The organism is Mongoliimonas terrestris (assembly GCF_001927285.1).
Taxonomy (GTDB): domain Bacteria; phylum Pseudomonadota; class Alphaproteobacteria; order Rhizobiales; family Pleomorphomonadaceae; genus Chthonobacter; species Chthonobacter terrestris.
The window spans coordinates 39,432-63,598 of sequence record NZ_MSIG01000006.1 but is presented as its reverse complement, the minus strand read 5'-3'; the positions used below and the strand labels follow the sequence as shown (position 1 = coordinate 63,598).

The window sequence follows — 24,167 nt, the reverse complement described above, 5'->3', positions numbered from 1 at the left end:
CCGCCTGGCCCTCAGCCGTAGACCGTGTCCGCGCGGGATTCGAAGGCTTCGGCGAACTTGCGGAAGGCCTTGTCGAACATGGCGCCCATGAGGGCGCCGAGGGTGCGGCTCTTGAACTCGTAGGTGATGAAGAAGTGGACGTCCGCGTGGCCGTCGTCGATCGGCCGGAACGTCCAGACGTTCTCCAGATGGCGGAACGGGCCGTCCAGATACTCCACCGTGATGGTGCGCGCGGCCCGGTCGAGCGTGACCTTCGACGTGAAGGTCTCGCGGAACATGGCGTAGGATACCGTCATGTCGGCCACCAGCACCTCGCGGCCCTCGGGCTGATCCCGGCGGGCGCGCACGGTCAGGCTCTCGCAGAGCGGCACGAAGCGCGGATAGGACTCCACGTCGGCGACGAGGTCGAACATCTGATCGGCGGAGTGCCGGACGCGGCGGGTTGTTTCAAAGGACGGCATAGGGAGCGAACGTGCGACCCCGGCAAGGGTTTCGAAGGACGGTTCAGTCGGCGCGCCTTCCGGGTACGGCGCGCCGTCCGGACTTGCGCCCGGCCATCTTGTCAGACTAGCCGATCTTCGTTGATCAGGCCTTTCCGCCCTGCCGGGCCGCCCGCGCCGCCTTCAGGCGGGCGAAGTCCTCGCCGGCGTGGTGCGACGAGCGGGTGAGCGGGCTCGACGACACCATCAGGAAGCCCTTGGTGTAGGCGATGGTCTCGATCGACTTGAACTCGTCCGGCGTCAGGAAGCGGATGATCGGGTGGTGCTTCTTGGTCGGCTGGAGGTACTGGCCGACGGTGAGGAAGTCCACCTCGGCGCTGCGCAGGTCGTCCATCAGCTGCAGGATCTCGTTCCGCTCCTCGCCGAGGCCGACCATGATGCCGGACTTGGTGAAGAGGGTGGGGTCGAGCTCCTTCACCCGCTGCAACAGGCGGATGGAGTGGAAGTAGCGCGCGCCCGGCCGCACCGTCAGATACTTGGACGGCACGGTCTCCAGGTTGTGGTTGAAAACGTCAGGCTTGGCTTCCACGACCAACTCCAGGGCGCCGGGCTTGCGCAGGAAATCGGGCGTCAGCACCTCGATGGTGGTGGCGGGCGAGCGGGCGCGAATGGCCCGGATCACGGCCGCGAAATGGGCCGCGCCGCCGTCGGCGAGGTCGTCGCGGTCGACCGAGGTGATCACCACGTGGGAAAGGCCAAGCTTTTCCACGGCGATCGCCACGTTCTCCGGCTCGGCCGGATCGAGCGGGCCGGGCATGCCGGTCTTCACGTTGCAGAAGGCGCAGGCGCGGGTGCAGGTGTCGCCCATGATCATCATGGTGGCGTGCTTCTTCGACCAGCACTCGCCGATGTTCGGGCAGCCGGCCTCCTCGCACACGGTGACAAGGCCGTTCTCCCGCACGATGCCTTGGGTCTCGCGGTAGATCGGCGAACCGGGCGCCTTGACGCGGATCCACTCCGGCTTGCGCAGAACGGGGCTGTCGGGCCGCTTCGCCTTTTCCGGGTGGCGTGCCTTCGGGGTGTTGACCGTGTCGAGAAGAGTGACCATGCGTCGCGCCTCTGTTCCCCTGAGCCCTCAGGCTGTTCTTGCCGTCGGGTGATCCGAGCCTTCGGGTGGTCGAGGCTCCGTTGTGCCGGCCCTGCCGTCCCGACGCTCCACCGCAAGCGGCCGGGCTGAACGGTGCCCGGCTGTCATCGCACGGCGACGGCGGGACCGACAAGCCATCCAAGAGTTCTGGACGCCATGCGACAGGCGCAGGGCGTCAGGCCTTCTTGAGCGCCTGATATATGGTGATAAGACCGATTGCGCCAATGACGGCGCCGATCAAGTTCTCGACGAGACCGTCCAGGGTGAAATTGAGCCTTCGGGCGAGCCATCCCATCACCACGGCGCCGAGGACACCCAGGAAGAGATTGGTGAGAAGCCCATGATCGGAGCGCGTCAACCGCTCCGCGATATACCCTGCGATGAGGCCGACGATGATCGCCCCCACGAAGCCGACGCCTTCCATGCCCATGGCCGTTCCCCATGGCCTGCCGGGTGCGCTGCTCGCCCTCTGTGATCAGGCCATACCGCCGAATTGGACACCACCTTCCGTTAAGTCAACATGGACGTCCAGAATAAATAATGCAAATGGGAACAGAACGTTCGGGGCTGTCAACCGTTGCGCGCGAGCGTCAGGCCACCCGCATCTCGATGACGCCGGCCCAGCCCAACCCCTGGTAGGTCTCGTAGCCGGGCGTGCGGTGGAAGGCCACCAGCGTGCCGTCCTGCCGCAAGGTAAAGCCGTTCGTCGCCCCGGCCTCCAGGACGATCCGGTCGCTGAGAATGCCGCGGCCGTCGGACGAGGCGAGCACGCGGCCGCGGGCGTCGACGATCATGGCGCGGGCGTTGGCCCGTTCGGTCTCGCTGAGGCGCACGCCCTCCACGATGGTACGGGCCTGGGGCTCCCAGTCGAAATGGATCGCCAGGACGCCAATCGGCTTGCCGTGGGTGGCGGCGCCGGCCCGTACGGCCGTGGTGTAGGTGGCCACCTGCCGCCCGTCGAGCAGCGGTTCGGTGGTGACGTCCTCGGCGTGGAAATCGTCGCCGCTGGACAGCCGCCGCGACGGCGAGAACCAGGAGCGGTCGGCCACCGACCGGCCGACGACCGGGTACTGGCCGCCCCTTGCGGAGGCGAGCACCTTGCCTTCCAGGTCGCACAGCCAGAGATCCAGATAGACCGTATAGGCGCGCAGAATGACGCCGAGCCGTTCCGACGCGAAGGCGGTGGTTTCCGGCGTCGGCTCGGTCGCGGCCTTCACGAAGGCACTGTCGGTCGCCCACCAGCGCACGTCGCACGTGCGCTCGTAGAGGTTCCGGTCGACGATCTCGATGCCGTTGAGGGCGAGGTCGACGAGCCGCTGGCCTTGGGCGGTGCGGGCCATTTCGTCCGCCATGCGGGAGAGGTTGTCGATCTCGCCGGCGAGTTCCGCTTCGAGCGACAGGGAGAGATCCTCCACCTCGTCGGAGATGCCGCGCACCTCCTGCGACACCACTGCGAAGCCGCGCCCCAGTTCGCCGGCGCGGGCCGCCTCGATGAGTGCGTTAAGTGCAAGAATTCGCATTCGCCGGTTGATGGCGCGGATCTGTCCGACCTTGCTGACGGCAATATCCCGCGCGACTTGAGAGCGCGAGGAGATATCGTTCGCCGTCACTGCACGACTTGTCATGTCGGCCCCCGATGCTGACGCTGGATTGCTACACCATTGGCGAGAGCACTTAACGACGCGTGTATATTGGCCTTTTATGAGTATTCACTGCATGCATCACAGCTTATGGCGCCGCACCATAAGGCATCTGAATGATGCATTTCAGGGCAACCGGACGCTTCACTTCGTTAAGTCTACCGAGCCTCGCCGCACCCCAGGATCGCCCCGGCGCCGATGGCAGGATGCGGCGTGCATTAGAATCGGCATGACCTGCACATGGTTTTTCGTCGAAAGTCGAAGCCCGGCACCGCCGTTTGGCCCGGTCCGCCGCTTCCGGCGGGCCGGCGCTGCACCGTCCGGCGCCCCGGAGAGGGCGCCGGACGACGATTCGGCTCAGATGTGGATGGCGCGGCCGTAGGCCGACAGCACGCTCTCGTGCATCATTTCCGAGAGGGTCGGGTGCGGGAAGACCGTGTGCATCAGGTCCTCCTCGGTGGTCTCCAGCTGCATGGCGACCACGAAGCCCTGGATCAGCTCCGTCACCTCCGCGCCGACCATGTGGGCGCCGAGAAGCTGGCCGGTCTTGGCGTCGAAGATGGTCTTCACCAGACCCTCCGGCTCGCCGAGCGCGATCGCCTTGCCGTTGCCGATGAAGGGGAAGCGGCCGACCTTGACCTCGTAGCCGGCCTCCTTGGCGCGCTTCTCGGTGAGACCCACGGATGCCACCTGCGGATGGCAGTAGGTGCAACCGGGGATCTTCGCCTTGTCCATGGCATGGACGTGCTTGCCGGCGATCGCCTCGATGGTCAGCACGCCCTCGTGCTCGGCCTTGTGGGCGAGCATCGGCGGGCCGGCCACGTCGCCGATGGCGTAGAGGCCGGGCACGTTGGTGCGGCCGAGGCCGTCGGTGACGACGCAGCCCCGGTCCGTCTTCACGCCGAGCGCCTCCAGGCCGAGGTTCTCGATGTTGCCGACCACGCCGACGGCCGAGATGACCCGGTCCACCTTGATCTGTTGCTTGGAGCCGTCCTTCAGCTCCACGGTGGCGGTGACGTCGTCGGCGCCCTTGGCAAGGGCCGTGACCTTGGCCTCGATCAGGAACTTGAAGCCCTGCTTCTCGAACCGCTTCCTGGCGTGCTCGGCGATCTCGTGGTCCTCCACGGGCAGGATCTGCGGCATCACCTCCACGACCGTCACGTCCGAGCCCATGGTGCGGTAGAAGCTGGCGAACTCGATGCCGATGGCGCCGGAGCCGACCACCAGCAGCGACTTCGGCATGCGGTCCGGCACCATGGCCTCGAAATAGGTCCACACCAGCTTGCCGTCGGGCTCCAGGCCCGGCAGCACGCGCGGGCGCGCGCCGGTCGCCACGATGATGTGCTTGGCCTGGTACTCGCCCGCCCCGAGGGCGCCGCGCGGAGCCGGGTTCGGCTTGCCGTACTCGGTGTCGCGGGCGGCCTCGACCTTGACCGTGCCGACCTTCGGGACGGACGCCCGGCCCCAGATCACGTCCACCTTGTTCTTCTTCAGGAGCCCGCCGACGCCGCCGTTCAGCTGGGCCGACACCCCGCGCGAGCGCTTGACGATCGCCGCCGGGTCGAAGCCGACCTTCTCGATGGTGAGCCCGTAGGCTTCCGCGTGGGTGGCGTAGTGGTAGATCTCGGCCGACCGGAGCAGCGCCTTGGTCGGGATGCATCCCCAGTTGAGGCAGATGCCCCCGAGATGCTTGTTCTCCACCACGGCGGTCTTGAACCCGAGCTGCGCCGCCCGGATGGCGGTGACATAGCCGCCGGGGCCGCCGCCGATGATGATCACGTCGTATTGGGACATGGGGGGATGCTTCCTTATCCTCGGGCGTGTCGTTCGTCGCGTTTGTCGTCGTATTGCGTGTTCGGCCGCTGGCGATGGAGTGGACCCGTCGGTTGGATCCCGGCTTTCGCCGGGATGACGGTTGGGTACTGACCGAAGGAGCCCGTCATCCCGGCGAACGCCGGGATCCAGCCGACCGATGCGCCACCCTCACCGTCAAGCCAAAGTGTCCGAGAGGTCGCGCCAGTCCGGGTTCGAAGCCTCGACCAACTCGACCTTCCAGAGCCGCCGCCAGTCCTTGATCTGCTTTTCCCGGCGGATTGCCGTTTCCATGGTCTCGTGCATCTCGAACCAGACCAGACGGTCGATCCGGTACTTGGCCGTGAAGCCGAGACGGACCTTGTGTTTGTGTTCCCAGACGCGGTTCGGCAGGTTGCTGGTCACCCCCGTGTAGAGGGTGCCCCGCCGGCCGCTGGCCAGGATGTAGACGGCTGGTTCCTTCAAGGGCGCTCCGGTCGTCAGGGGCATGCACGTCATGCGGTCCTGACAGCCGGAGAGCTAGTTCATGCGTCGGCTGGATCCCGGCTTCCGCCGGGATGACGTCGGAGTACAGGGGGCGCCCGCCCCCCTCCCCGTCACACCAGCATCGAAAACGGCTTCTCCACATACCCCTTGAACGCCTGGATTAGCTCCGCGCCCAAGGCCCCGTCCACGGCCCGGTGGTCGGTGGAGAGCGTGACGCTCATGACCGTGGCGACGGCGAGTTCGCCCTTCTTGACGACGGCGCGCTGCTCGCCCGCGCCGACGGCCAGGATGGTGGCGTGGGGCGGGTTGATGACGGCGGCGAAGTCCTTGACGCCGAACATGCCGAGGTTGGAGACGGCCGTGGTGCCGCCCTGGTATTCCTCCGGCTTCAGCTTGCGGTCGCGGGCGCGCTTGGCGAGGTCCTTCATCTCGTTGGAGATGATGGAGAGCGGCTTCGTTTCAGCCTTGCGGATGATCGGCGTGATCAGGCCGCCCGGGATGGAGACGGCGACGCCCACGTCGGCGTGGCGGTGCTTCAGCATGCCGCCGTCGGACCAGGAGACGTTGGCGTCCGGCACCGCCTTGAGGGCGAGCGCCATGGCCTTGATGACCATGTCGTTGACCGAGAGCTTGTAGGCGGGCTTGCCGTCCGTCACCGGGGCCGCGTCGTTGAGCTGGGCGCGGAGGGCGAGCAGCGCGTCGAGCTCGATGTCGACCGTCAGGTAGAAGTGCGGGACGGTCTGCTTGGACTCCGTCAGGCGGCGCGCGATGGTCTTGCGCATGCCGTCGTGGGGGATGAGCTCGTAGGAGCCGGGCTCGAACAGGCGCGTGACCGCGTCGTCGGACAGGCCCGCCGGCATGGTGGCCGGCTTCGGGGCGTCCGGCGCCTTGGCGGCGGGCGCGGGAGCCGGGGCGGCGGCGGGCTTGGCGCCCGGCTGGGCGTTGGCCACGTCGCGGAGGATGATGCGGTTGTGCGGGCCGGAGCCGACGATGTCGGCAAGGCTGACGCCCTTCTCCTTCGCCACCCGGCGGGCGAGCGGCGAGGCGAACACCCTCCCCTCCTTGGCGTCACCGGCCGGCTTGGCGGCCGGGGCAGGAGCCGTCGGGGCGACTGGGGCCGGAGCCGCCGCGCCGTAGCCGCCGCCCGGAGGCGATGCCGGCGCCGGGTTGGCGACCGGCGCGGCTTCGGCCTTCGGGGCGTCCGCGGCCGCCGGCTTGGCGGCGCCGTTGCCAGAGCCGGACGCCGCGGCGGCCACGTCCTCGCCCTCGGCGGCCAGAAGCGCGATGACGGCGTTCACCGCCACGTCCTGGGTGCCTTCCGGGACCACGATCTTGGCCACGGTCCCCTCGTCGACGGCTTCCACCTCCATGGTGGCCTTGTCGGTCTCGATCTCGGCGATCACGTCGCCGGACTTCACCGTGTCGCCTTCCTTCACCGTCCACTTGGCGAGGTTGCCCTTCTCCATGGTGGGAGAGAGCGCCGGCATCAAAATCTCGATCGGCATCGGGTCTCTCCTCAGGCGGTGTAGGTGACGGCCTTCACGGCCGCGATGACCTCGGCGACGTTCGGCAGCGCCAGTTTTTCCAGGTTTGCCGCGTAGGGCATCGGCACGTCCTTGCCGGTGACGCGGCCGACCGGGGCGTCCAGGTAGTCGAACGCGTTGGCCATAATCTGGTAGGCGATCTCCGAGCCGACGCCGGACTGCGGGAAGCCCTCCTCCACCGTCACCACGCGGCCGGTCTTCTTCACCGAGTCCACCACGGTGGCGATGTCCATCGGGCGGATGGTGCGAAGGTCGATGATCTCCGCGTCGATCTCCATGCCGGCCAGTTCCTCGGCGGCCTTCACCGCGTAGGTCATGCCGATGCCGAAGGAGACGATGGTCACGTCCTTGCCCTTGCGGTGGACGCGCGCCTTGCCGATCGGCAGCACCAGGTCGTCGACCTTCGGCACCTGGAAGGTCTGGCCGTAGAGGATCTCGTTCTCCAGGAAGACCACCGGGTTGGGATCCCGGATGGCGGCCTTGAGGAGGCCCTTGGCGTCCGCCGCCGAATAGGGTTGGATGACCTTGAGGCCCGGGATCTGGCTGTACCAGGCGGCATAATCCTGGCTGTGCTGGGCGCCGACGCGGGCGGCGGCGCCGTTCGGGCCGCGGAACACGATCGGGCAGCCGAGCTGGCCGCCGGACATGTAGAGCGTCTTGGCGGCGGAGTTGATGATGTGGTCGATCGCCTGCATGGCGAAGTTGAACGTCATGAACTCCACGATGGGCCGAAGACCCGAGAAGGCCGCGCCAACGCCGAGACCGGCGAAGCCGTGCTCGGTGATCGGCGTGTCGACCACCCGGCGGGCGCCGAACTCCTGCAGGAGGCCTTGCGTGATCTTGTAGGCGCCCTGGTATTCGGCCACCTCCTCGCCCATGACGAAGACGTTGCCGTCGCGGCGCATCTCCTCGGCCATGGCGTCGCGAAGCGCCTCGCGGACCGTCATGGTGACGTATTCCACGTTGGCCGGAAGGTCCGGATCCGCCAGCGGCTGGGTCGCCGGGGCGGCGGGCACGCCGGAGACGGTCTTCTCGGAATTCTCCGGCGTCGCCGGCTTCTCGCCTTGTTCGGGGGCGGCCGGGGACTTCGGCGCGGAGGCGGTGGCGGCGCTGTCGGGCTTCGGCCCGCCGACGGCGTCCTCGCCCTCGCCGGTGATCTTGGCGATCGGCGTGTTCACCTTCACGCCCTCGGTGCCCTCCGCGACGAGGATTTCGCTGAGCGTTCCCTCGTCGACGGCCTCCACCTCCATGGTGGCCTTGTCGGTCTCGATCTCGGCGATGACGTCGCCGGATTTGACGGCGTCGCCCACCTTCTTCACCCACTTGGAGAGCTTGCCCTCCTCCATCGTCGGCGAGAGGGCCGGCATCAGAATGTCGATCGGCATTGTGCGGAAACCCTTGTGGCGGACGATCAGAGAAGGATGTCGGTCCAGAGCTCGGCGACGTCGGGCTCGGAATCGTGGGTGGCGAAGTCGGCCGCCTCGGCGACGACGGCGCGCACGTCCTTGTCGATGTCCTTCAGCTCGTCCTCGCTCGCCCAGCCGCGCTCCAGCACGCGGGCCCGGACCTGCTCGATCGGATCGTGTTCGGTGCGCATGCGCGAGACCTCGTCCTTGGTCCGGTACTTGGCCGGATCGGACATGGAATGGCCGCGGTAGCGGTAGGTCTGCATTTCCAGGATGAAGGGGCCGTGGCCCTCGCGGCAGTGCTTCACCGCCCGCTCGCCGGCCGCCTTGACGGCGCGCACATCCATGCCGTCCACCTGCTCGCCCGGGATGCCGAACGAGACGCCGCGCTTGGAGAAGTCGGTCTGCGCGGAGGCGCGCGACACCGAGGTGCCCATGGCGTAGCGGTTGTTCTCGATGATGTAGACCACAGGCAGCTTCCAGAGCTGCGCCATGTTGAAGCTCTCGTAGACCTGGCCCTGGTTGGCCGCGCCGTCGCCCATGTAGGTCAGCGACACGTGGTCGGTCTCGCGATACTTGTTGGCGAAGCCGAGGCCGGTGCCGAGCGACACCTGAGCGCCGACGATGCCATGGCCGCCGAAGAACTGCTTCTCGCGGCTGAACATGTGCATGGAGCCGCCCTTGCCCTTGGAATAGCCGCCGCGCCGGCCGGTCAACTCGGCCATCACGCCCTTGGCGTCCATTCCGCAGGCCAGCATGTGGCCGTGATCCCGGTAGCCGGTGATCACCTGATCCTGGCCTTCCACGATGCACATCTGCATGCCCACCACCACGGCCTCCTGGCCGATGTAGAGGTGGCAGAAGCCGCCGATCAGACCCATGCCGTACATCTGGCCCGCCTTCTCCTCGAAGCGGCGGATCAACAGCATGTCCGAATAGGCCTTCAACTCCTCGTCCTTGGTGAAGTCGGCGATCTTCGGGTCGTCGGTGGTGCGGGCCTTATCGGTCGCTGCCGAAGCGCCCTGGCGCTTCTCGGACGGGGGTCGCACGGCCATGAGGGTCCTCCCTGCGGGTTCGCTCCGGGGAGGACGGAAACCCATTGCCGTGTTCCCGTCAATGACGGTTTGTCGCATCTCGCATGCGCACGGCGCATTTCAGAGATGCGCATGAACCAAGTTCAGGTTCATCATGGGTGATGAACTCGCCTTTAGTTCATTTGCACTGCCGAAGGGGCATGGAAAACCTTTCGCACGTGCAGCATGACCGGCGTGCGCCACCGTCGGCACCGGTCGACCGGTCGCAATGACGTGAAAACGGCGTTGGCGGTGTCGGCTCGCCCGTTCGCCGTCAGGGCGTGCCCATCAGCGGGGCGTTGGCGGCGGAGACGGCGGTGGCCGACGCGCCGCGCATGATGACGATGTCGTTCGGGTGCACCATGGCGAGCGAATCGCGGGCGCGCTCGTCGACCATGTCCTGGTCGAGGCTGCCGGGACGCAACAGCCCCACCTCGGTTTCCAGCACGCCGCGCTTGTCCTTCAGCCGGGCGAGTTCGCCCGCCAACTGCTCCGCCTGGCTCTCCAGCCGCGCCCGGCCGACGAGGCCGTATTCGCCGTGGAAGGCGTGGTAGGCGAAATAGGCAAGGAACACCGCCGTGATCGACGGCAGCACGAGCCTGCGGAGCTTGGACGGACGGTACTGACGCGTGGTCATGGGACGGGGCAACTCAGGGCACGGGGTGCGGCTGGTGATCGTCGACACCTCCGGCCAGTGTGACCGCGCATGGTAAAGAGGCGGTGAACGGATGCGGAGTGCTTATGGGGAGTGGGGGGAGGGAAGGAAGGCGAGGGAGGGGTGGGAGGATGCGTGGGTGGTCCGCCTGCGCGGACCATGACGGTGGGGGGGTGTGGGGGTGTGTGGCTTGCGCCGACCGCTGTTCACGGATTGCCGTTTACAAATCGCCGTCATCCCGGCGGACGCCGGGATCCAACCGAGGGTGCGGGTGGCCCCGGCGTCCGCCGGGACGTTTGCGGCTGGCGCGGATGGCGGGCGGGACGGTTGGATCCCGGCGTTCGCCGGGATGACGGAGGTCGTGTGGGGGTGGGGTCGCACGGGTGTTGGTGCCGGGGCAATGCGTGGGTGGTCCGCCTGCGCGGACCATGACGATCGGGAGGGTGAGGGTGAGGGCGAGCCTGAGCGTGTCCCTGAGCAAGGCCGGTGATGTCCTCCCTGCCCCGCTCCACCGCCGTCATGGTCCGCGGAGGCGGACCACCCACGCATACCTATCGACCACGCCCCCACGCAGACCTTGCAACCACGCCCCCCACGCATTCCCTTCGACCACACCCGCCACATTCCCGTCAGCCGCTCCACCGAACGGTGGCGCGGCCCCTTCCCCGCTCAACCCTCGCCCAACTCCTCGTCGTCCTCCTCGCCGCCGAGGTCGGCGATGTGTTCGACGCTGACGACCTTCTCGGCGCCGGCGGTGTTGAAGATGCGCACGCCCTTGGAGGCGCGGGAGACCATGCGGATGCCTTCCACCGGCACGCGGATCACCTGGCCGCCGTTGGAGACCAGCATGATCTGGTCGGTCGATTCCACCGGGAAAGCGGCGACGAGCTTGCCGATCTCGTCGAGCTTGGTCTGGTCGGTGGCCTTGATGCCCTTGCCGCCGCGCCCGGAGGTGCGGAACTCGAAGGACGACGAGCGCTTGCCGTAGCCCTTCTCGTTGACGGTGAGGAGGAACTGCTCGGCGGCGCTCATGGCGGCGTAGCGGTCCGGCGAAAGCGCGGCGTCGCCGTTGCCCTCCTCCGCGTCGTCGGCCTCCACGGCGGGCTCGTCGCCCTCGACCTCCTCGCCAGTCGCCTTGCGGAAGGCGGACGCCTGCTTCAGGTAGGCGGTGCGCTCCGACGGCGCCGCCTCGAAGTGGCGCAGGATCGTGAGCGAGATGATCTCGTCGGTGTCGGCGAGCGCGATGCCGCGCACGCCGGTGGAATCGCGGCCCTTGAACACGCGCACGTCCGGCACCGGGAAGCGGATGCACTGGCCGAGGGCGGTGACGAGCAGGAAGTCGTCGTTCTCCGTGCAGGTCTCCACGCCGACGATGCCGTCCGCCTCGTCGTCGAACTTCATGGCGATCTTGCCGTTGCGGTTCACGCTGGTGAAGTCGGAGAGCTTGTTCCGGCGCACCGTGCCCTGGCGGGTGGCGAACACCACGTCGAGGTCCGCCCAGGTCGCCTCGTCCTCCGGCAGCGCCAGGATGGAGGTGATGCGCTCGTCTTCGCGCAGCGGCAGCAGGTTCTTGATGTACTTGCCGCGCGACTGCGGGTTGGCGAGCGGCAGCCGCCAGACCTTCATCTTGTAGACGATGCCGCGCGAGGAGAAGAACAGCACCGGCGTGTGGGTGTTGGCGATGAACAGACGGGTGACGAAATCCTCGTCCTTCGTCGTCATGCCGGAGCGGCCCTTGCCGCCCCGCCGCTGCGCCCGGTAGGTGGAGAGCGGCACGCGCTTGATGTAGCCCGCGTGGCTGACCGTCACCACCATGTCCTCGCGGGCGATCAGGTCCTCGTCCTCCATGTCGGCGTCGCTGTCGAGGATCTCGGTGCGGCGCGGCGTGGCGAAGGCGGTCTTGATCTCCAGAAGCTCGTCGCGAATGATCTGCATGATCCGCTCGCGCGAGCCGAGGATGGCGAGATATTCCTTGATCTCGTCGGCGAGCTTGTTCAGCTCCTCGGCGATCTCGTCGCGGCCAAGCGCGGTGAGGCGCTGCAGGCGGAGGTCGAGGATGGCGCGGGCCTGCTCCTCGGAGAGGTTGTAGGTGCCGTCCTCGTTGACCGTGTGGCGCGGGTCGTCGATCAGCTGGATCAGCGGGGCGACGTCGTAGGCCGGCCAGCGGCGCGTCATCAGCTGTTCGCGCGCGGTCGCCGGGTCCGGCGCGTTGCGGATGAGGGCGATGACCTCGTCGATGTTGGCGACCGCGATGGCAAGGCCCACCAACACGTGGGCCCGGTCGCGCGCCTTGGCGAGCAGGAACTTGGTTCGCCGGCTGACGACGGTCTCGCGGAAGCTGATGAAGGCCGCGAGCACGTCCTTGATGGTCATCAGCTGCGGGCGGCCGCCGTTCAGCGCCACCATGTTGACGCCGAACGAGGTCTGCAGCGGCGAGAAGCGGTAGAGCTGGTTCAGCACCACGTCGGCGACCGCGTCGCGCTTCAACTCGATGACCACGCGCATGCCGTCGCGGTCGGACTCGTCGCGAAGATCGGAGATGCCCTCCACCCGCTTCTCGCGGACGAGTTCGGCGATCTTCTCCACCATGGTGGCCTTGTTCACCTGGTAGGGGATCTCGTGGATGATGATGGCCTCGCGCTCCTTGCGCACGGTCTCCACCGTGGCGCGGCCGCGCATCACCACCGAGCCGCGGCCGGTGAGATAGGCCTGGCGGATGCCGGAGCGGCCGAGGATCTGGGCGCCGGTCGGGAAATCCGGACCGGGGATCAGCTCCATCAGGTCCTCGATCTCGGTCTCCGGCTGGTCCATGAGGCGGATGGTGGCGTCGATCACCTCGCCGAGGTTGTGCGGCGGGATGTTGGTCGCCATGCCGACGGCGATGCCGCCGGCGCCGTTGACGAGCAGGTTCGGGAAGCGCGCCGGCAGCACCGACGGCTCGCGCTCGGAATTGTCGTAATTGGGCGTGAAGTCGACGGTGTCCTTGTCCAGGTCGTCGGTGAGCGCGTTCGTCACCTTCTGGAGGCGCACTTCGGTGTAGCGCATGGCCGCGGCCGGATCGCCGTCCACCGAACCGAAGTTGCCCTGGCCGTCGATCAGCGGCAGGCGCATGGAGAAGGTCTGCGCCATGCGCACGAGCGCGTCGTAGATCGACTGGTCGCCGTGCGGGTGATACTTACCGATCACGTCGCCGACGATGCGGGCCGACTTGCGATACGGCTTGTTCCACTCGTAGCCGTTCTCATACATCGAATAGAGAATGCGCCGGTGCACGGGCTTCAGCCCGTCGCGGACGTCGGGCAGCGCACGGCTGACGATCACGCTCATGGCGTAATCGAGATAGCTGCGCTTCATCTCATCGATGATCGAGATCGGGCGGATGTCGGCGGGGTGGTCGCCACCGCCGGTCGGGCGTTCGGTCTCGTCGGCCAAGTCGAGGCTCTTTTCTTCTGTTACGCGTAGGAACGGTCATATCCGATTCCACGGTGTGAAAGCCACCGGGACCGGTCCTTCGTCCAGCGCCCATTTCGCCATGAAAACGAGGCTTTTCGGCGGCGCGGGAGGGTTGGGGCGGCTCTCCCCGCCGCGTCCGTTGCGGTCGTCACCCCGACGGAAGCCGGGGTCCAGCGGCGGCTCCCGGTCTTCACCCGACGAAGAGACTGGTCGGACGGTTGGATCCCGGCGTTCGCCGGGATGACGGGTCTCGTGGGTGCCGCCCCCAAGCCTACCGCGCGGCGATCCATGCCCCAAGCGCACGGCGCTCCTCGGCCGTCATGCCCGTCTCGTTGCCGAGGGGCATGGCGTCGGATTGGACGGCCTGCTGGTCGATCAGCGCGGCGAACTGGCGGATCTGGTCGATGCTGGTCAGCATCACGCCCTTCGGCGCCTCGGCGAAGCCCTCGTGGGTCGGCGCCTCCGCGTGGCAGGTGGCGCAGTGGCGGGCGGTGATGGCGAGCACGTCGGCGTCGGTCACCCGGACGCCGTCCACCGTCGCCTCGCGGGCGGCGGGGGCCGTCATCACGAGGGCGACGGCGAGGCCGCCGGCGGCGAGCGGCAGCGTCCACCAGATCTTCTGCAGCGGGTCGCCCGCCTCGTGGCGGTTGAGGAAGTGGCGCGCCATGGCGCCCATCACCAGGATCAGCGCCACCAGGATCCAGCTCTGCGGATGGTTGGTGAGGATCGGATAGTGGTTGGACACCATCATCAGGAGCACGGGCAGCGTCAGGTAGTTGTTGTGCACACTGCGCTGCTTGCCCATGGCGCCGAGCGCCGGGTCCGGATCCTCGCCGCGCATCAGGCTGGCGGCGATCTTCTTCTGGTTGGGAACGATCACCGCGAAGACGTTCGCCGCCATGATGGTGCCGACGAGGGCGCCCACATGGATGAAGGCGCCGCGCCCGGAGTAGATGTGGGTGAAGGTATAGGAGAAGAGCATGATCAGCGCGAACACCGCCACCGCGAGCAGCGTCGGATTGCGGCCGATGGCCGTGCGGCAGAGAAGGCGGTCGTAGATGAACCAGCCGGCGGCCAGCGACACGATGGACACCAGGATGGCGTCGCCCGGGCGGGCGTTCCAGAGGTCCGGCTCGATCAGGTAGGCGCGCGCGTTGAAATAGTATTGCACCGTCAGGAGCGCGAAGCCGGTGATGAAGGTGAGGTAGGCCTCCCACTTGTACCAGATCAGGTCTTCCGGCAGCTCCTTCGGCGCGACCATGTACTTTTCCACATGGTAGAACCCGCCGCCGTGAACCTCCCAGGCCGTGCCGTAGACGCCCGGATTCATGATCGCCCGTTTCTTCAGCTGAAGGTCGAGGGCGATGAAGTAGAAGGACGTCCCGATCCAGCCGATACCGGCCACGAGATGAGCCCAACGCAGCAGGATGTTGGCCCATTCGGCAAGAAAAGTGGTCATGAAGGGTCCGTGGTCGGAATGGCGGCCGGGTGGAAGACAGGGATGCGGCGCGGCACGCTACAGCCTGCGGCCGAGGCAAGCAATCGGCATGCCGGGTGGGGGATTGTCGATCCAAAGGCTATGCGTGGGTGGTCCGCCTGCGCGGACCATGACGATCGCGAGCGTGGGAGGGGCGGAGGCGGGTGCGCGCCAACCCCTCACGTCCCCGCGTCGTCATCCCGGCGAATGCCGGGACCCAGCCGACGGGGCGGACTTCGCAGGTGGTGCGGGATGATCGCGGACGGCGGGGCTGGCGGGTCGGACGGTTGGATCCCGGCGTTCGCCGGGATGACGGGGAAGGATGAGGCGGGGTAGTCGCCCGTCACCGCCGGCCTCCCTCGTCATGGTCCGGTTCAGCCGGACCACCCACGCATGGTGCGGGGAGCGGGAGAAAAGCGTGGGTGGTCCGCCTTCGCGGACCATGACGATCGAGGTGGGCGGGAACGCCGACCACCGCCACCGAACCCCGACACCCCCTCCTCACTCCAGCGGGCCGATCACCTCCACCTGGCCGGCGTCGGTGCGGGCCTGCTTCTCCGGGCGGTACATGTCCATGACGGTGGCGGCCGGGTGGGTGAAGGTGCCGGGGGCGACGGCGCGGGCCATGTAGGCGAGCGCGAACTCCGTCGCGCCGCCGCCGGACTGGTCGAGCGCGGCGACGAAGCGGTCGGCGCGGAACTCCGTGCGGGCGGCGTTCGGCACCAGGGGCACCCAGCCGAGGGCGGCCACGTCGCCGCCGGCGAGGAGGCTCGGGTTGTCGATGGCAAGGCCCGCCGGCAGCGGGTCGTCCACCACCAGCCGGGCGGCGACCGATTCGGTGGAGGTCACCGTCAGCACCACCACAACCCGGGCGCCGAGTTCGAGCGTGGCGATGTCCACCTCGTTGCCTTCCAGGTCGTAGGCCTTGCGGGTGATCGCATAGCCGTTGCCGCCGGCCGGCTCCGGCGTCACCGGCACGCCCTTGAGGGTGACGCGGGCGTCGACCGGCGCGTCGGCCGTGTTCTCGATCGCCACCGGCCCGTTGGCGAGATCCGCATCCGTGTAGCGGGCGGTCAGCACGCCCTCGTGGCGGCTGCCGTTGACCGTCACCACCGGCCGCCGGCCCTCGTTGAGGAGCGCGTTGGCGGCAAGCAGCATCCAGGCCTCCTCCTGCGTGCTCCGGTGGCTGGAGGCGCGGGCGAGCGTGCCCACGTCCCGGCCGAGCGCCGCGATGTCGAACGCCGGCACCTTGGTCTCGGAGGCGAGCGTCAGCATGGCGGCGCCGTCGCGAAGGTCGGAGCCGTAGTCGCGCCGCCAGCCGCGCGTGTCCATGCGGGCCGAAAGGTCGGCCGTCGCCGCCTGGAACACCGTCCCGGCGCGGGGACCATCGCCGTAGAGGGCGAGCGCCGCGCCGAGCTGCGCCTTGGCGAGCGGGGTCGCGAAGGCGTCGAGCTTGGTCTCGGCGAAGTAGCGCAGGTCCCCGATGGTGGCCCGGCCGTTCCGCGCCAGCACGTAGAGCGCATAGGCGAGGTCCTCGCCGCCGTCCGTCACCTCGGGCGTGTAGGCCACCCGGTTCTTCAGGTTGGTCACCGCCAGTTCGAACGGAATCGCCGGCACGGCGATGCCCTTCTCCTTGGCGCGGGTGAGGAAGTCGGTCACGTAGGCGTCGAGCCAGAGATCGCCGGAGCCCGGACCCCAGAGGCCGAACGAGCCGTTGGAGGCCTGGTTGACCAGCACCTGCTCCACCGCCTTCGCCACCCGGTCGCGCACCGGCGTCTCGCCGCCGAGCCCGGCCGCCAGCACCACGTCGTCCAGGTAGACGAGTGGCAGCGCGCGGCTGGTGATCTGCTCGGCGCAGCCATAGGGGTAGCGGTCGAGCGAGGCGACGAGCCCCGGCAGGTCGATGCCGGAGAGCCCGCCCACCGTCACGGTGGCCTCGCCGGTGCCCGGCACGAAGTCGGAGAGGAGATCGGCGGAGAAGTCCAGCCGGCCGGATCCTGCCGGCAGCGTCACGTCCGACAGGCGAAGCACCGGCGGCTCGTTGGCGCGCACGGGCACGGTCAGTGTCTTGGTCAGAACGTCGCCGCCGGGCGTCGTCAGCGACACCGAGAGGGTTTCGTCGCCGACGGCAAGACCCTCGATCGGGATCAGCACCTCCGCCTTGCCCTTGTCGCCAAGGGCGAGCGTGTGGGATGCAAGGGCCGGGTCGATCGCCACAAGGTCGCCGGCGACCTGGACGGAGAGGCCGAAATCGCCGGAAGGCCCGGTCAGGTGGGTGAAGTCGAGCTTCAGGCGCGAGCGGTCGCCGGGCGCGAGGAAGTTCGGCAGGGCGGCCTGCACGACCACCGGATCGCGCACCACGACGTCGGCGGAGCCGTGGCCCACCGCGTCGGCGGACCAGGCGATCGCCATCACCCGCACGGTACCGTTGAAGTCCGGCAGGTCGAATTCGACGCGCACCTTGCCGTTGGCGTCGACCTGGGTCACCCCTTGAAAGAAGGACACCAGCTGCTCGGTCGGCGGCGTCCCCTCCAGGCGCGACAGGCCCGTGCCGTCGCCGCCGGAGCGCACCTCCCCGCGGGTGCCGGCCATGCGGTCGATGAGCTGGCCGTAGAGGTCGCGCATCTCGATGCCGAGGGCGCGCTGGCCATAGTACCAGCCCTCCGGCGCGGGCGGCGCGAAGGACGTGAGGTTGAGGATGCCGAGGTCCACCGCGGCGATCGTCACATAGGCGGGCGTGCCCGCCTTGGCGTTGGCGACCGTAACCTCAACCGGCAGGGCGGTGCGGGGCTTCTGCTCGGACGGGAGGGTGACGGAGACGTCGAGCAGCCGGTCGCCCGGGTCGACGCCCGCCCACTGCAGGCCGAGGGCCCGCGTCGGCATGCGCCGGGCCTCGATGTCCATGGGCCGGATGAGGGTGGCGGCCACGTAGGCGCCCGGCCCCCAGTCGGCGGTCACCGGCAGGTCGACCACGGTGCCGCCTTCCGGCACCTCCACGGTCTTCAGGGCGATCAGCCGGTCGTCCACCACGGTGACGACGGCGACGCCCGGAAAGCGCGCCTCCAGGCGGGCCTTCACGGTCTCGCCAACCGCATAGGCCGGCTTGTCGAGCGAGACCTTCAAGAGATCCGGCGTCGCCTGCGCGGTCGGGGCAACGTACCAGCCCGCCTCGAAGGTGACGGACACCGGCAGCGCCTCGCCGGTCGGATCCTCCACGGTCAGCTCGTACTCGCCCCAGGTCACGGGCGCCTCGATGCGGGCCGGGGCGTCCGCCGTCACCGCGACGGTGCCGTTGGCCACGCGGCTGCGCGACTTCACCGCGTCATAGGACCAGCTGCCGCCGGAATTGTACCACTGGAAGGCGGTCTCCACCTTGTCGAGCACGTAGGTCAGGCCCTCGGCGGCGATCCGTTCGCCGTCCGCGTCGACGGCGATGATGGCGAAGGCCGCGTTGCCGCCCTCCTCCACCGCGCCGTCGAACTGCGGGTCGATGCCGAGCCGCGCGTAGCCGTTGGAGACCGGCAGGGAGAGCTTGCGCTCCACCGGGCGGCCGTTGGTGTCGAGCACGCGCACGTGCACCGCCGCCTGCAAGGGCACGGTGCTGTCGGCGAGCTCCGGCAGGGCGAGGCTCACCACCGCGCTGCCGTCCTCCGCGGTCGGCTCCGCGGCCACCGGCTCGGCGGCCGGTTCGAAGGCCTCGTCGGCGAGGCCGAAGCTGTAGCCGGGCGCGGACGGCAGGCCGGGGGCGCGCGTCACATAGACCTCGCCCTCGATGGCAAGGCCGCCCGCAGGGGCGCCGTAGAGCCATTCGGCCGTCAGCGTCGCCTCCGCGTCGACGCCGGGCTCCAGCACCTCCGCTTCGCTTTCAAGCGTGAAGTCGATCCGCTCCGGCTGGAAGTCCTCCACCAGGAAGGTGGTCTCGGCGAGCGACGACGCCTCCGGGTCGGCGAAGGCGGCGACGCGCCAGGTGCCGCGCATGGCGCCGTCCGGCAGCGGGAACAGGCTGTCGCGGCCGCCGGCGCCCTCGTCGGCGGCGAGCGTGCGGGAGAATTCCACGCCGTCGGGGCGCGACACCACCAGCGTCAGCGGCACGTCGTCCACCGCCACGGCCTTCGGGTCGCGGGCGAGCGTCGTCACGTGCACGGTCTCGCCCGGCCGGTAGACGCCGCGCTCGGCGGTCATGAACACGTCCACGGGCTTCGGCGGGGCGCGACCCTCCACGCCCCGGTCGGTGAGGTCGAAGGCCGCCTTGGTGAGGTCCAGGAAGGCGTAGTCGCCCGCGACGGTCTCGGCCACCAGGAGCGCCGGGCTGTTGCCGCCGGTGCCGCGGATGAGGCCGGCGTCGAACCGGCCGTAGCCGTCCGCGTCGGTCTCCACGGTGCCGAGCACCTCGTCGTTGAGGGCGACGAGCCGGAGCTTCGCGCCCGTCACCGCCCCGGCGGTGGAGAGCGAGCGCACCACAGCGTGCAGGCCGTCGTTGCCCGAGAGGGTGGAGAGGCCGAGGTCGGTGACGATGAACCACTGGGTCGCCTGCTCGCCCCAGGTGTCGGCCTGATTGCGGGCCGTCGCCGTCATGGCATAGACGCCCGGCTTCAGGTCCTTCACCACCTCGCCGACCGGGATGGCGGTCGTCACCTCGCGGTTGATGTCGCGCTTGACCAGGATGGAGCCCGACCACACGGCCTCGCCGCGCCGGTCGGCGATGTCGGTGGCCTCCCAGCTGCCGAGCTGGCGCAGGAAGGTGCCCTCCCCGATCGCCTGCACGAGGCCGCGGTCGCCGATGCGCACGACCGTCGCGTCGACGGTGTCGACGTTGACGGTGGCGACCGGGATGGTGGCGTCGCCGCCCTTCGGCAGCACGTAGGCCTTGCCGAGGAAGCGCACCTGCGGGTCGCGGTCGCGCACGTAGGCCTCGATGGTCACCGGCCGGGCGAGACTTTCCTCCGGGTCCTCCGCCGGGAAGCCCTGGCGCACGGTCACCCGGTAGCGCTCGCCATAGTCGACGCCGCTGATGCAGATCTGCTGGTCGTCCGCCTCCACGGCGAGGGTCTCGCGGCCTTCCACGGAGACGAAGTCGGAGAGGTCCGGCGCCGCCCGGGCGATCGCCTCGGAGAAGGCGATGCAGATCCGCGGGTCGGAGGAGCGCGTGTCGACGGTGTTCTCCACCACCCGGAAGCCGTATTGGGCCACGAGCTGGTCGAGCTGCGCCGTCAGCGCGTCGTCGGCGCCGATGGAGACGGCGAGCCGCATGGCCTTGATGGCGGGGCGCCAGAGTTCGCGGGCGGCGAAGGAATCGCTGAGGAGCGCCAGCGCGCGCACCCGCTCGCCGTCGTCGAGCGACTTCAGATAGGCGTTGATCGCGGCCGAGGTGGCGGTCTCCTGGGCGGTCTGGCGCAGCTGCCACTCGTTGGTCTGCACCGACTGGGCGGCGGACGAGAGGGCGTCCCAGATGTCGAACCGCTCCGGCGCCAGCTTCAGCGCGCCGTAGTAGGACGAGAAGACCAGGAGCGGCGCGCCGTTGATGGCGGCGTTCTCGGCGCGCGCCACCAGGAAGTCGATGGAGCCTTCCTCGTTGCTCGCCTCGACCTGGCCCACCTGCCGGCGGGCGGCGTCGACGAAGCCGCTGTCGAGGAAAGCGAGGTCGGCGAGCCGTTCGGCCTCCAGTTCGGGCGTCGGCACGGCGCCGGTGACGATCCGGCCGGAGATGGCGCCGGGCGTCTGGCGGAGATCGCCGAACTCCGCCTTGAGGAAGCACCAGCGGGCCTTCACGTTGTAGGTGAAGGCGCGGCACTGGTCGTCGGCGACGCAGGAGGCCTCGCAGGCTTCCGGCGCGATCTCCTTCAGGGTCTGGTAGTCGCGGCCGAAATAGTCCGCGTTCTCGGTCACGATGGCGCGTCGTTCGGCGGCGCCGGACGGATGGATCAGCGCCGAGAGGACGACGAGGACCGCTCCGGCCGTGCGGGCGGCGTTCCGAACCATGGACGACATGCGACTTCCCCCTGCCGGCGCCGACGCGCCGTTTGGGGGAGAGTAAGCACCGCCCGCGAACGGCCACAAGCCACCGGACGGATGAGACACGCAAACTTCGTAATGCGACAACGCCGTTAAGGGTCAGCGGGCGTCGGATCCGAGCAGCCGGGCGAGCGCCTGGTCGAGGGTCGCCGGCACCAGGATCCCGTCGCGGAGCGCCGTTTCCCGGGCAGTGCGGCGGCGCGATCCGGGCAGGCGGGCGCCGGGCTGCGTCTCGATGGAGGCCGCAAGGGCGGCGATTCGCTCGGCGAAGCCGGTGCCGAAGGGCGCCGGGTCGATGGCGAGCATCAGGTGGCCGATCTCCGGCGCCGGCCCCTCCCCGTCGAAGAGGCTCGACTGGTCGGTGGCGAGCCGGCCGCCGGCGAGCGCGCAGAGGATTTCCACGAGGAGCGCCAGCGCGGTGCCCTTGGCATCGCCGGCCGGTAGCATGGTGCCGGCGAGCGCGGCGCGCGCGTCCGTGGTCGGCCGTCCGTCCGCGTCCACGGCCCAGCCCTCCGGGATGGGCTCGCCGCGCTGGGCGGCGGCGAGGATGTTGCCGCGCGCCACCTTGGCGACCGAGAGGTCGACCACGATGGGCGCGCCGTCCGGCCGGGGACACGCGATGGCGATCGGATTGGTGCCGAACACCGCCTTCGACCCGCCGAAGGGCGCGATGCAGGCCGGCGCGTTCGCCACCATCAGGGCGACGAGGCCCTCGTTCGCCAGCCGCTCCACGTGGATGCCGATCGCGCCCGCGTGGTGCGCCCGGCGGATGCCAGCGGCCGCGACGCCCTCCGTGCGGGCGAGCCCCGGCAGGCGGGCGACGGCCATGTCGATCGCCGGATAGGAGAAGCCGGTGGCGGCGTCCACGGTGATCACCGCCGGCGCCGCCTCGCGGCAGACCGGCAGCGCCTGCCCGTCCACCTTGCCGGTGAGCACCTGCGCCGCGTAGCTCTCCAGCCGCACGAGCCCGTGGCTCTTCAAGCCGGCGAGTTCCGCGCCGATCAGCGCCTCCGCGGTGCTCGCGGCGGCGGCGGGCGCCGTGCCGGCCCGCGCCAGGGTGTCGATCGCGAAGGCGCGCGCCGCGTCGACGGAGAGGAGGCGGCCGGAAGCGGCCGGGGTGGCGGCGGTCATGCAGGCCCTCGCGTCAGGAGGAGAAGGGGAAGGATCAGGGCCGCGCGCGGGTCGGGTCGGCGGCGTCGAGCACGCGCAGCTGAACGCGCGGCTCGCCGTGCCAGTGGTCGAGGCCGAGGACGCCGGCCACGTGGACCGGCCGGTCGCGGGCGCCGGTCAGGAAATCGCCGAGCGGCTGGCCGGCGGCCCGGAAGGCCATGCCCTTGATCTTGGTGCCGTCCGACGCGGCGAGCGAGACCCGCACGTGGCCGTTGCCGATGACCTCCGCGTAGGCGACGCGGTGCGCCGGCAGCACGAACACCGGGTCCGGCTGGCCGGCGCCGAAGGGCCCTGCCCGCTCCAGCGTCTCCACCAGCGACACCGTGGCGCCGCCCGCCGTCACCACGCCGTCCACCGGCAGGGCGTCGACGGCGCGGGCGCTGGTGACGCCGGTCTTGAGGGCCTCCTCGGCGAAGGCCCGGAAGGCATCGATGCGCCGCGCGTCCAGGGTGAGGCCCGCCGCCATGGCGTGCCCTCCCCCTTTCTGCAGCAACCCGGCGTCCACCGCCGCCCGCACCATGGCTCCGATGTCGACGCCGGGAATGGACCGGCCGGAGCCGGTCGCCGTGCCGTCGCCCTTCAGCGCCATGGCGAAGGCCGGCCGGTTGTGCCGCTCCTTCAGCCGCGCCGCCACGAGCCCGACGATGCCCGGATGCCAGTCGGCGGACGAGGCCACCAGGACGGCGGGCGCCTCGGTCACCAGCGCGGCCGTCACCATGGCCTCGGCGGCGTCCAGGGCCTCCGATTCCAGCTGCTGGCGCTCCCGGTTGAGGCGGTCGAGCTCCACCGCCATGCGGCCCGCCTCCACGCTGTCGTCGCCCATCAAGAGGCGCGCGCCGAGGCCGCTGTCGCCGATCCGGCCGCCGGCGTTGATGCGCGGCCCGATCAAATAGCCGAGGTGGTAGCAGGTCGGCGGCCCGGAGAGCTTCACCACGTCGGCGAGCGCCGCGAGGCCCCGGTTGGCGCGCGCGCGCATCACCTGCAGGCCCTTGACCACGAAGGCGCGGTTGAGCCCGAGGAGCGGGACCACATCACACACGGTGCCGAGCGCCACCAGGTCGAGGAGGCCGAGAAGATCCGGCTCCTTCAGCCCGCCGCGCGCGTACCAGCCACGCCGCCGCAGCTCGCGGTTCACCGCCACCACGCCGAGGAAGCTGACGCCCACCGCCGCCAAGTGGCCGAGGCCGGAGAGGTCGTCCTGCCGGTTGGGGTTCACGAGCGCCCGCACCGGCGGCAGCTCCACGCCGCTCTGGTGGTGGTCGAAGGTCACCACGTCGAGGCCGACGGCCCGCGCCGCCGCGAACGCCTCGAAGCTCTGCGTGCCGCAGTCGAGCGTCACCAGCAGCGTCGCGCCGCCGCTCGCGAGGTCCTGCACGGCGCGCGGGTTCGGCCCGTAGCCGTCCACCAACCGGTCCGGGATGTAGACGGCCGGGTCGAGCCGCTGGTGCCGGAGGAAGCGGCCGAAGAGGGCCGAGGCGGTGGCGCCGTCCACGTCATAGTCGCCGAAGAGCGCGATCCGTTCGCCGCGCTCCACCGCGTCCGCCACCCGCTCGGCGGCGGCGTCCATGTCGCGGAGCACGGACGGGTCCGGCATCAGGGTCTTGAGGCTCGGGTCCAGGTAGGCGGCCGCCTCGTCCGGCGACACCTGCCGCCCCACGAGCACCCGTGCCACCACCTCCGGCAGCCCATACCGCTGGGCGATCGCCTGCACCATCGGCGCCCGCGCCTCGCCGACGCGGTCGGTCCACACCCGCGACTGGCAGGAGGCGGAAACGCCGAGCACCGGGCGCACCGCCCCGGCGTCGAAAGACAGGCTGTCGGACGCGATTCGAATGGTCATGGTGAATCATAG

The 24,167-nt window shown here is 69.6% G+C and carries 15 protein-coding genes; all 15 read right to left on the bottom strand.

The window, feature by feature from the left end:
• Window positions 1-11: 11 nt before the first annotated feature.
• The 15 genes from BUQ68_RS10270 to recJ all read right to left on the bottom strand — a co-directional run bounded on the left by BUQ68_RS10270 (window position 12) and on the right by recJ (window position 24,155).
• A complete protein-coding gene (locus tag BUQ68_RS10270) occupies window positions 12-461 on the bottom strand; it encodes a type II toxin-antitoxin system RatA family toxin (RefSeq protein WP_075215883.1) in 450 nt (149 codons plus the stop codon).
• 124 nt (window positions 462-585) lie between these two features.
• Window positions 586-1,548, bottom strand: coding sequence for a lipoyl synthase (lipA, locus tag BUQ68_RS10265; protein WP_075215882.1), 963 nt, complete (start codon window positions 1,546-1,548; stop codon window positions 586-588).
• A 214-nt stretch (window positions 1,549-1,762) separates the two neighbouring features.
• Window positions 1,763-2,017, bottom strand: a complete 255-nt coding sequence (locus BUQ68_RS10260) for a GlsB/YeaQ/YmgE family stress response membrane protein (RefSeq protein WP_083656462.1) — start codon at window positions 2,015-2,017, stop codon at window positions 1,763-1,765.
• 160 nt (window positions 2,018-2,177) lie between these two features.
• Window positions 2,178-3,290, bottom strand: a complete 1,113-nt coding sequence (locus BUQ68_RS10255) for a methyl-accepting chemotaxis protein (RefSeq protein WP_280949699.1) — start codon at window positions 3,288-3,290, stop codon at window positions 2,178-2,180.
• Window positions 3,291-3,584: 294 nt separating this feature from the next.
• A complete protein-coding gene (gene lpdA / locus BUQ68_RS10250; RefSeq protein WP_075215880.1) occupies window positions 3,585-5,021 on the bottom strand; it encodes a dihydrolipoyl dehydrogenase in 1,437 nt (478 codons plus the stop codon).
• A 195-nt stretch (window positions 5,022-5,216) separates the two neighbouring features.
• Window positions 5,217-5,528 (bottom strand): GIY-YIG nuclease family protein, encoded by a 312-nt coding sequence (locus BUQ68_RS10245; protein WP_075215879.1) that lies wholly within the window; start codon window positions 5,526-5,528, stop codon window positions 5,217-5,219.
• Between the two features lie 107 nt (window positions 5,529-5,635).
• On the bottom strand, window positions 5,636-7,030 hold the full coding sequence (locus BUQ68_RS10240) for a pyruvate dehydrogenase complex dihydrolipoamide acetyltransferase (RefSeq protein WP_075215878.1): 1,395 nt from the start codon (window positions 7,028-7,030) through the stop codon (window positions 5,636-5,638).
• 11 nt (window positions 7,031-7,041) lie between these two features.
• Window positions 7,042-8,454: a pyruvate dehydrogenase complex E1 component subunit beta gene (locus tag BUQ68_RS10235; protein ID WP_075215877.1), complete on the bottom strand. Its 1,413-nt coding sequence runs from the start codon at window positions 8,452-8,454 to the stop codon at window positions 7,042-7,044.
• A 26-nt stretch (window positions 8,455-8,480) separates the two neighbouring features.
• Window positions 8,481-9,530, bottom strand: coding sequence for a pyruvate dehydrogenase (acetyl-transferring) E1 component subunit alpha (gene pdhA / locus BUQ68_RS10230; RefSeq protein WP_075215876.1), 1,050 nt, complete (start codon window positions 9,528-9,530; stop codon window positions 8,481-8,483).
• A 292-nt stretch (window positions 9,531-9,822) separates the two neighbouring features.
• Window positions 9,823-10,185 carry an FtsB family cell division protein gene (locus BUQ68_RS10225; protein ID WP_075215875.1) on the bottom strand — a complete coding sequence of 121 codons (363 nt, stop codon included), beginning with the start codon at window positions 10,183-10,185 and terminating at the stop codon, window positions 9,823-9,825.
• 687 nt (window positions 10,186-10,872) lie between these two features.
• Window positions 10,873-13,557 (bottom strand): DNA gyrase subunit A, encoded by a 2,685-nt coding sequence (gyrA, locus tag BUQ68_RS10220; protein ID WP_210215626.1) that lies wholly within the window; start codon window positions 13,555-13,557, stop codon window positions 10,873-10,875.
• A gap of 370 nt (window positions 13,558-13,927) precedes the next feature.
• Window positions 13,928-15,115 carry a urate hydroxylase PuuD gene (locus tag BUQ68_RS10215; RefSeq protein WP_075215873.1) on the bottom strand — a complete coding sequence of 396 codons (1,188 nt, stop codon included), beginning with the start codon at window positions 15,113-15,115 and terminating at the stop codon, window positions 13,928-13,930.
• A 519-nt stretch (window positions 15,116-15,634) separates the two neighbouring features.
• Complete coding sequence (locus tag BUQ68_RS10210; RefSeq protein ID WP_210215618.1) at window positions 15,635-21,121, bottom strand: alpha-2-macroglobulin family protein; 5,487 nt, start codon at window positions 21,119-21,121, stop codon at window positions 15,635-15,637.
• A 123-nt stretch (window positions 21,122-21,244) separates the two neighbouring features.
• Complete coding sequence (locus BUQ68_RS10205) at window positions 21,245-22,276, bottom strand: Ldh family oxidoreductase (RefSeq protein ID WP_075215872.1); 1,032 nt, start codon at window positions 22,274-22,276, stop codon at window positions 21,245-21,247.
• Between the two features lie 34 nt (window positions 22,277-22,310).
• Window positions 22,311-24,155 (bottom strand): single-stranded-DNA-specific exonuclease RecJ, encoded by a 1,845-nt coding sequence (recJ, locus tag BUQ68_RS10200; RefSeq protein WP_075215871.1) that lies wholly within the window; start codon window positions 24,153-24,155, stop codon window positions 22,311-22,313.
• Window positions 24,156-24,167: the final 12 nt, after the last annotated feature.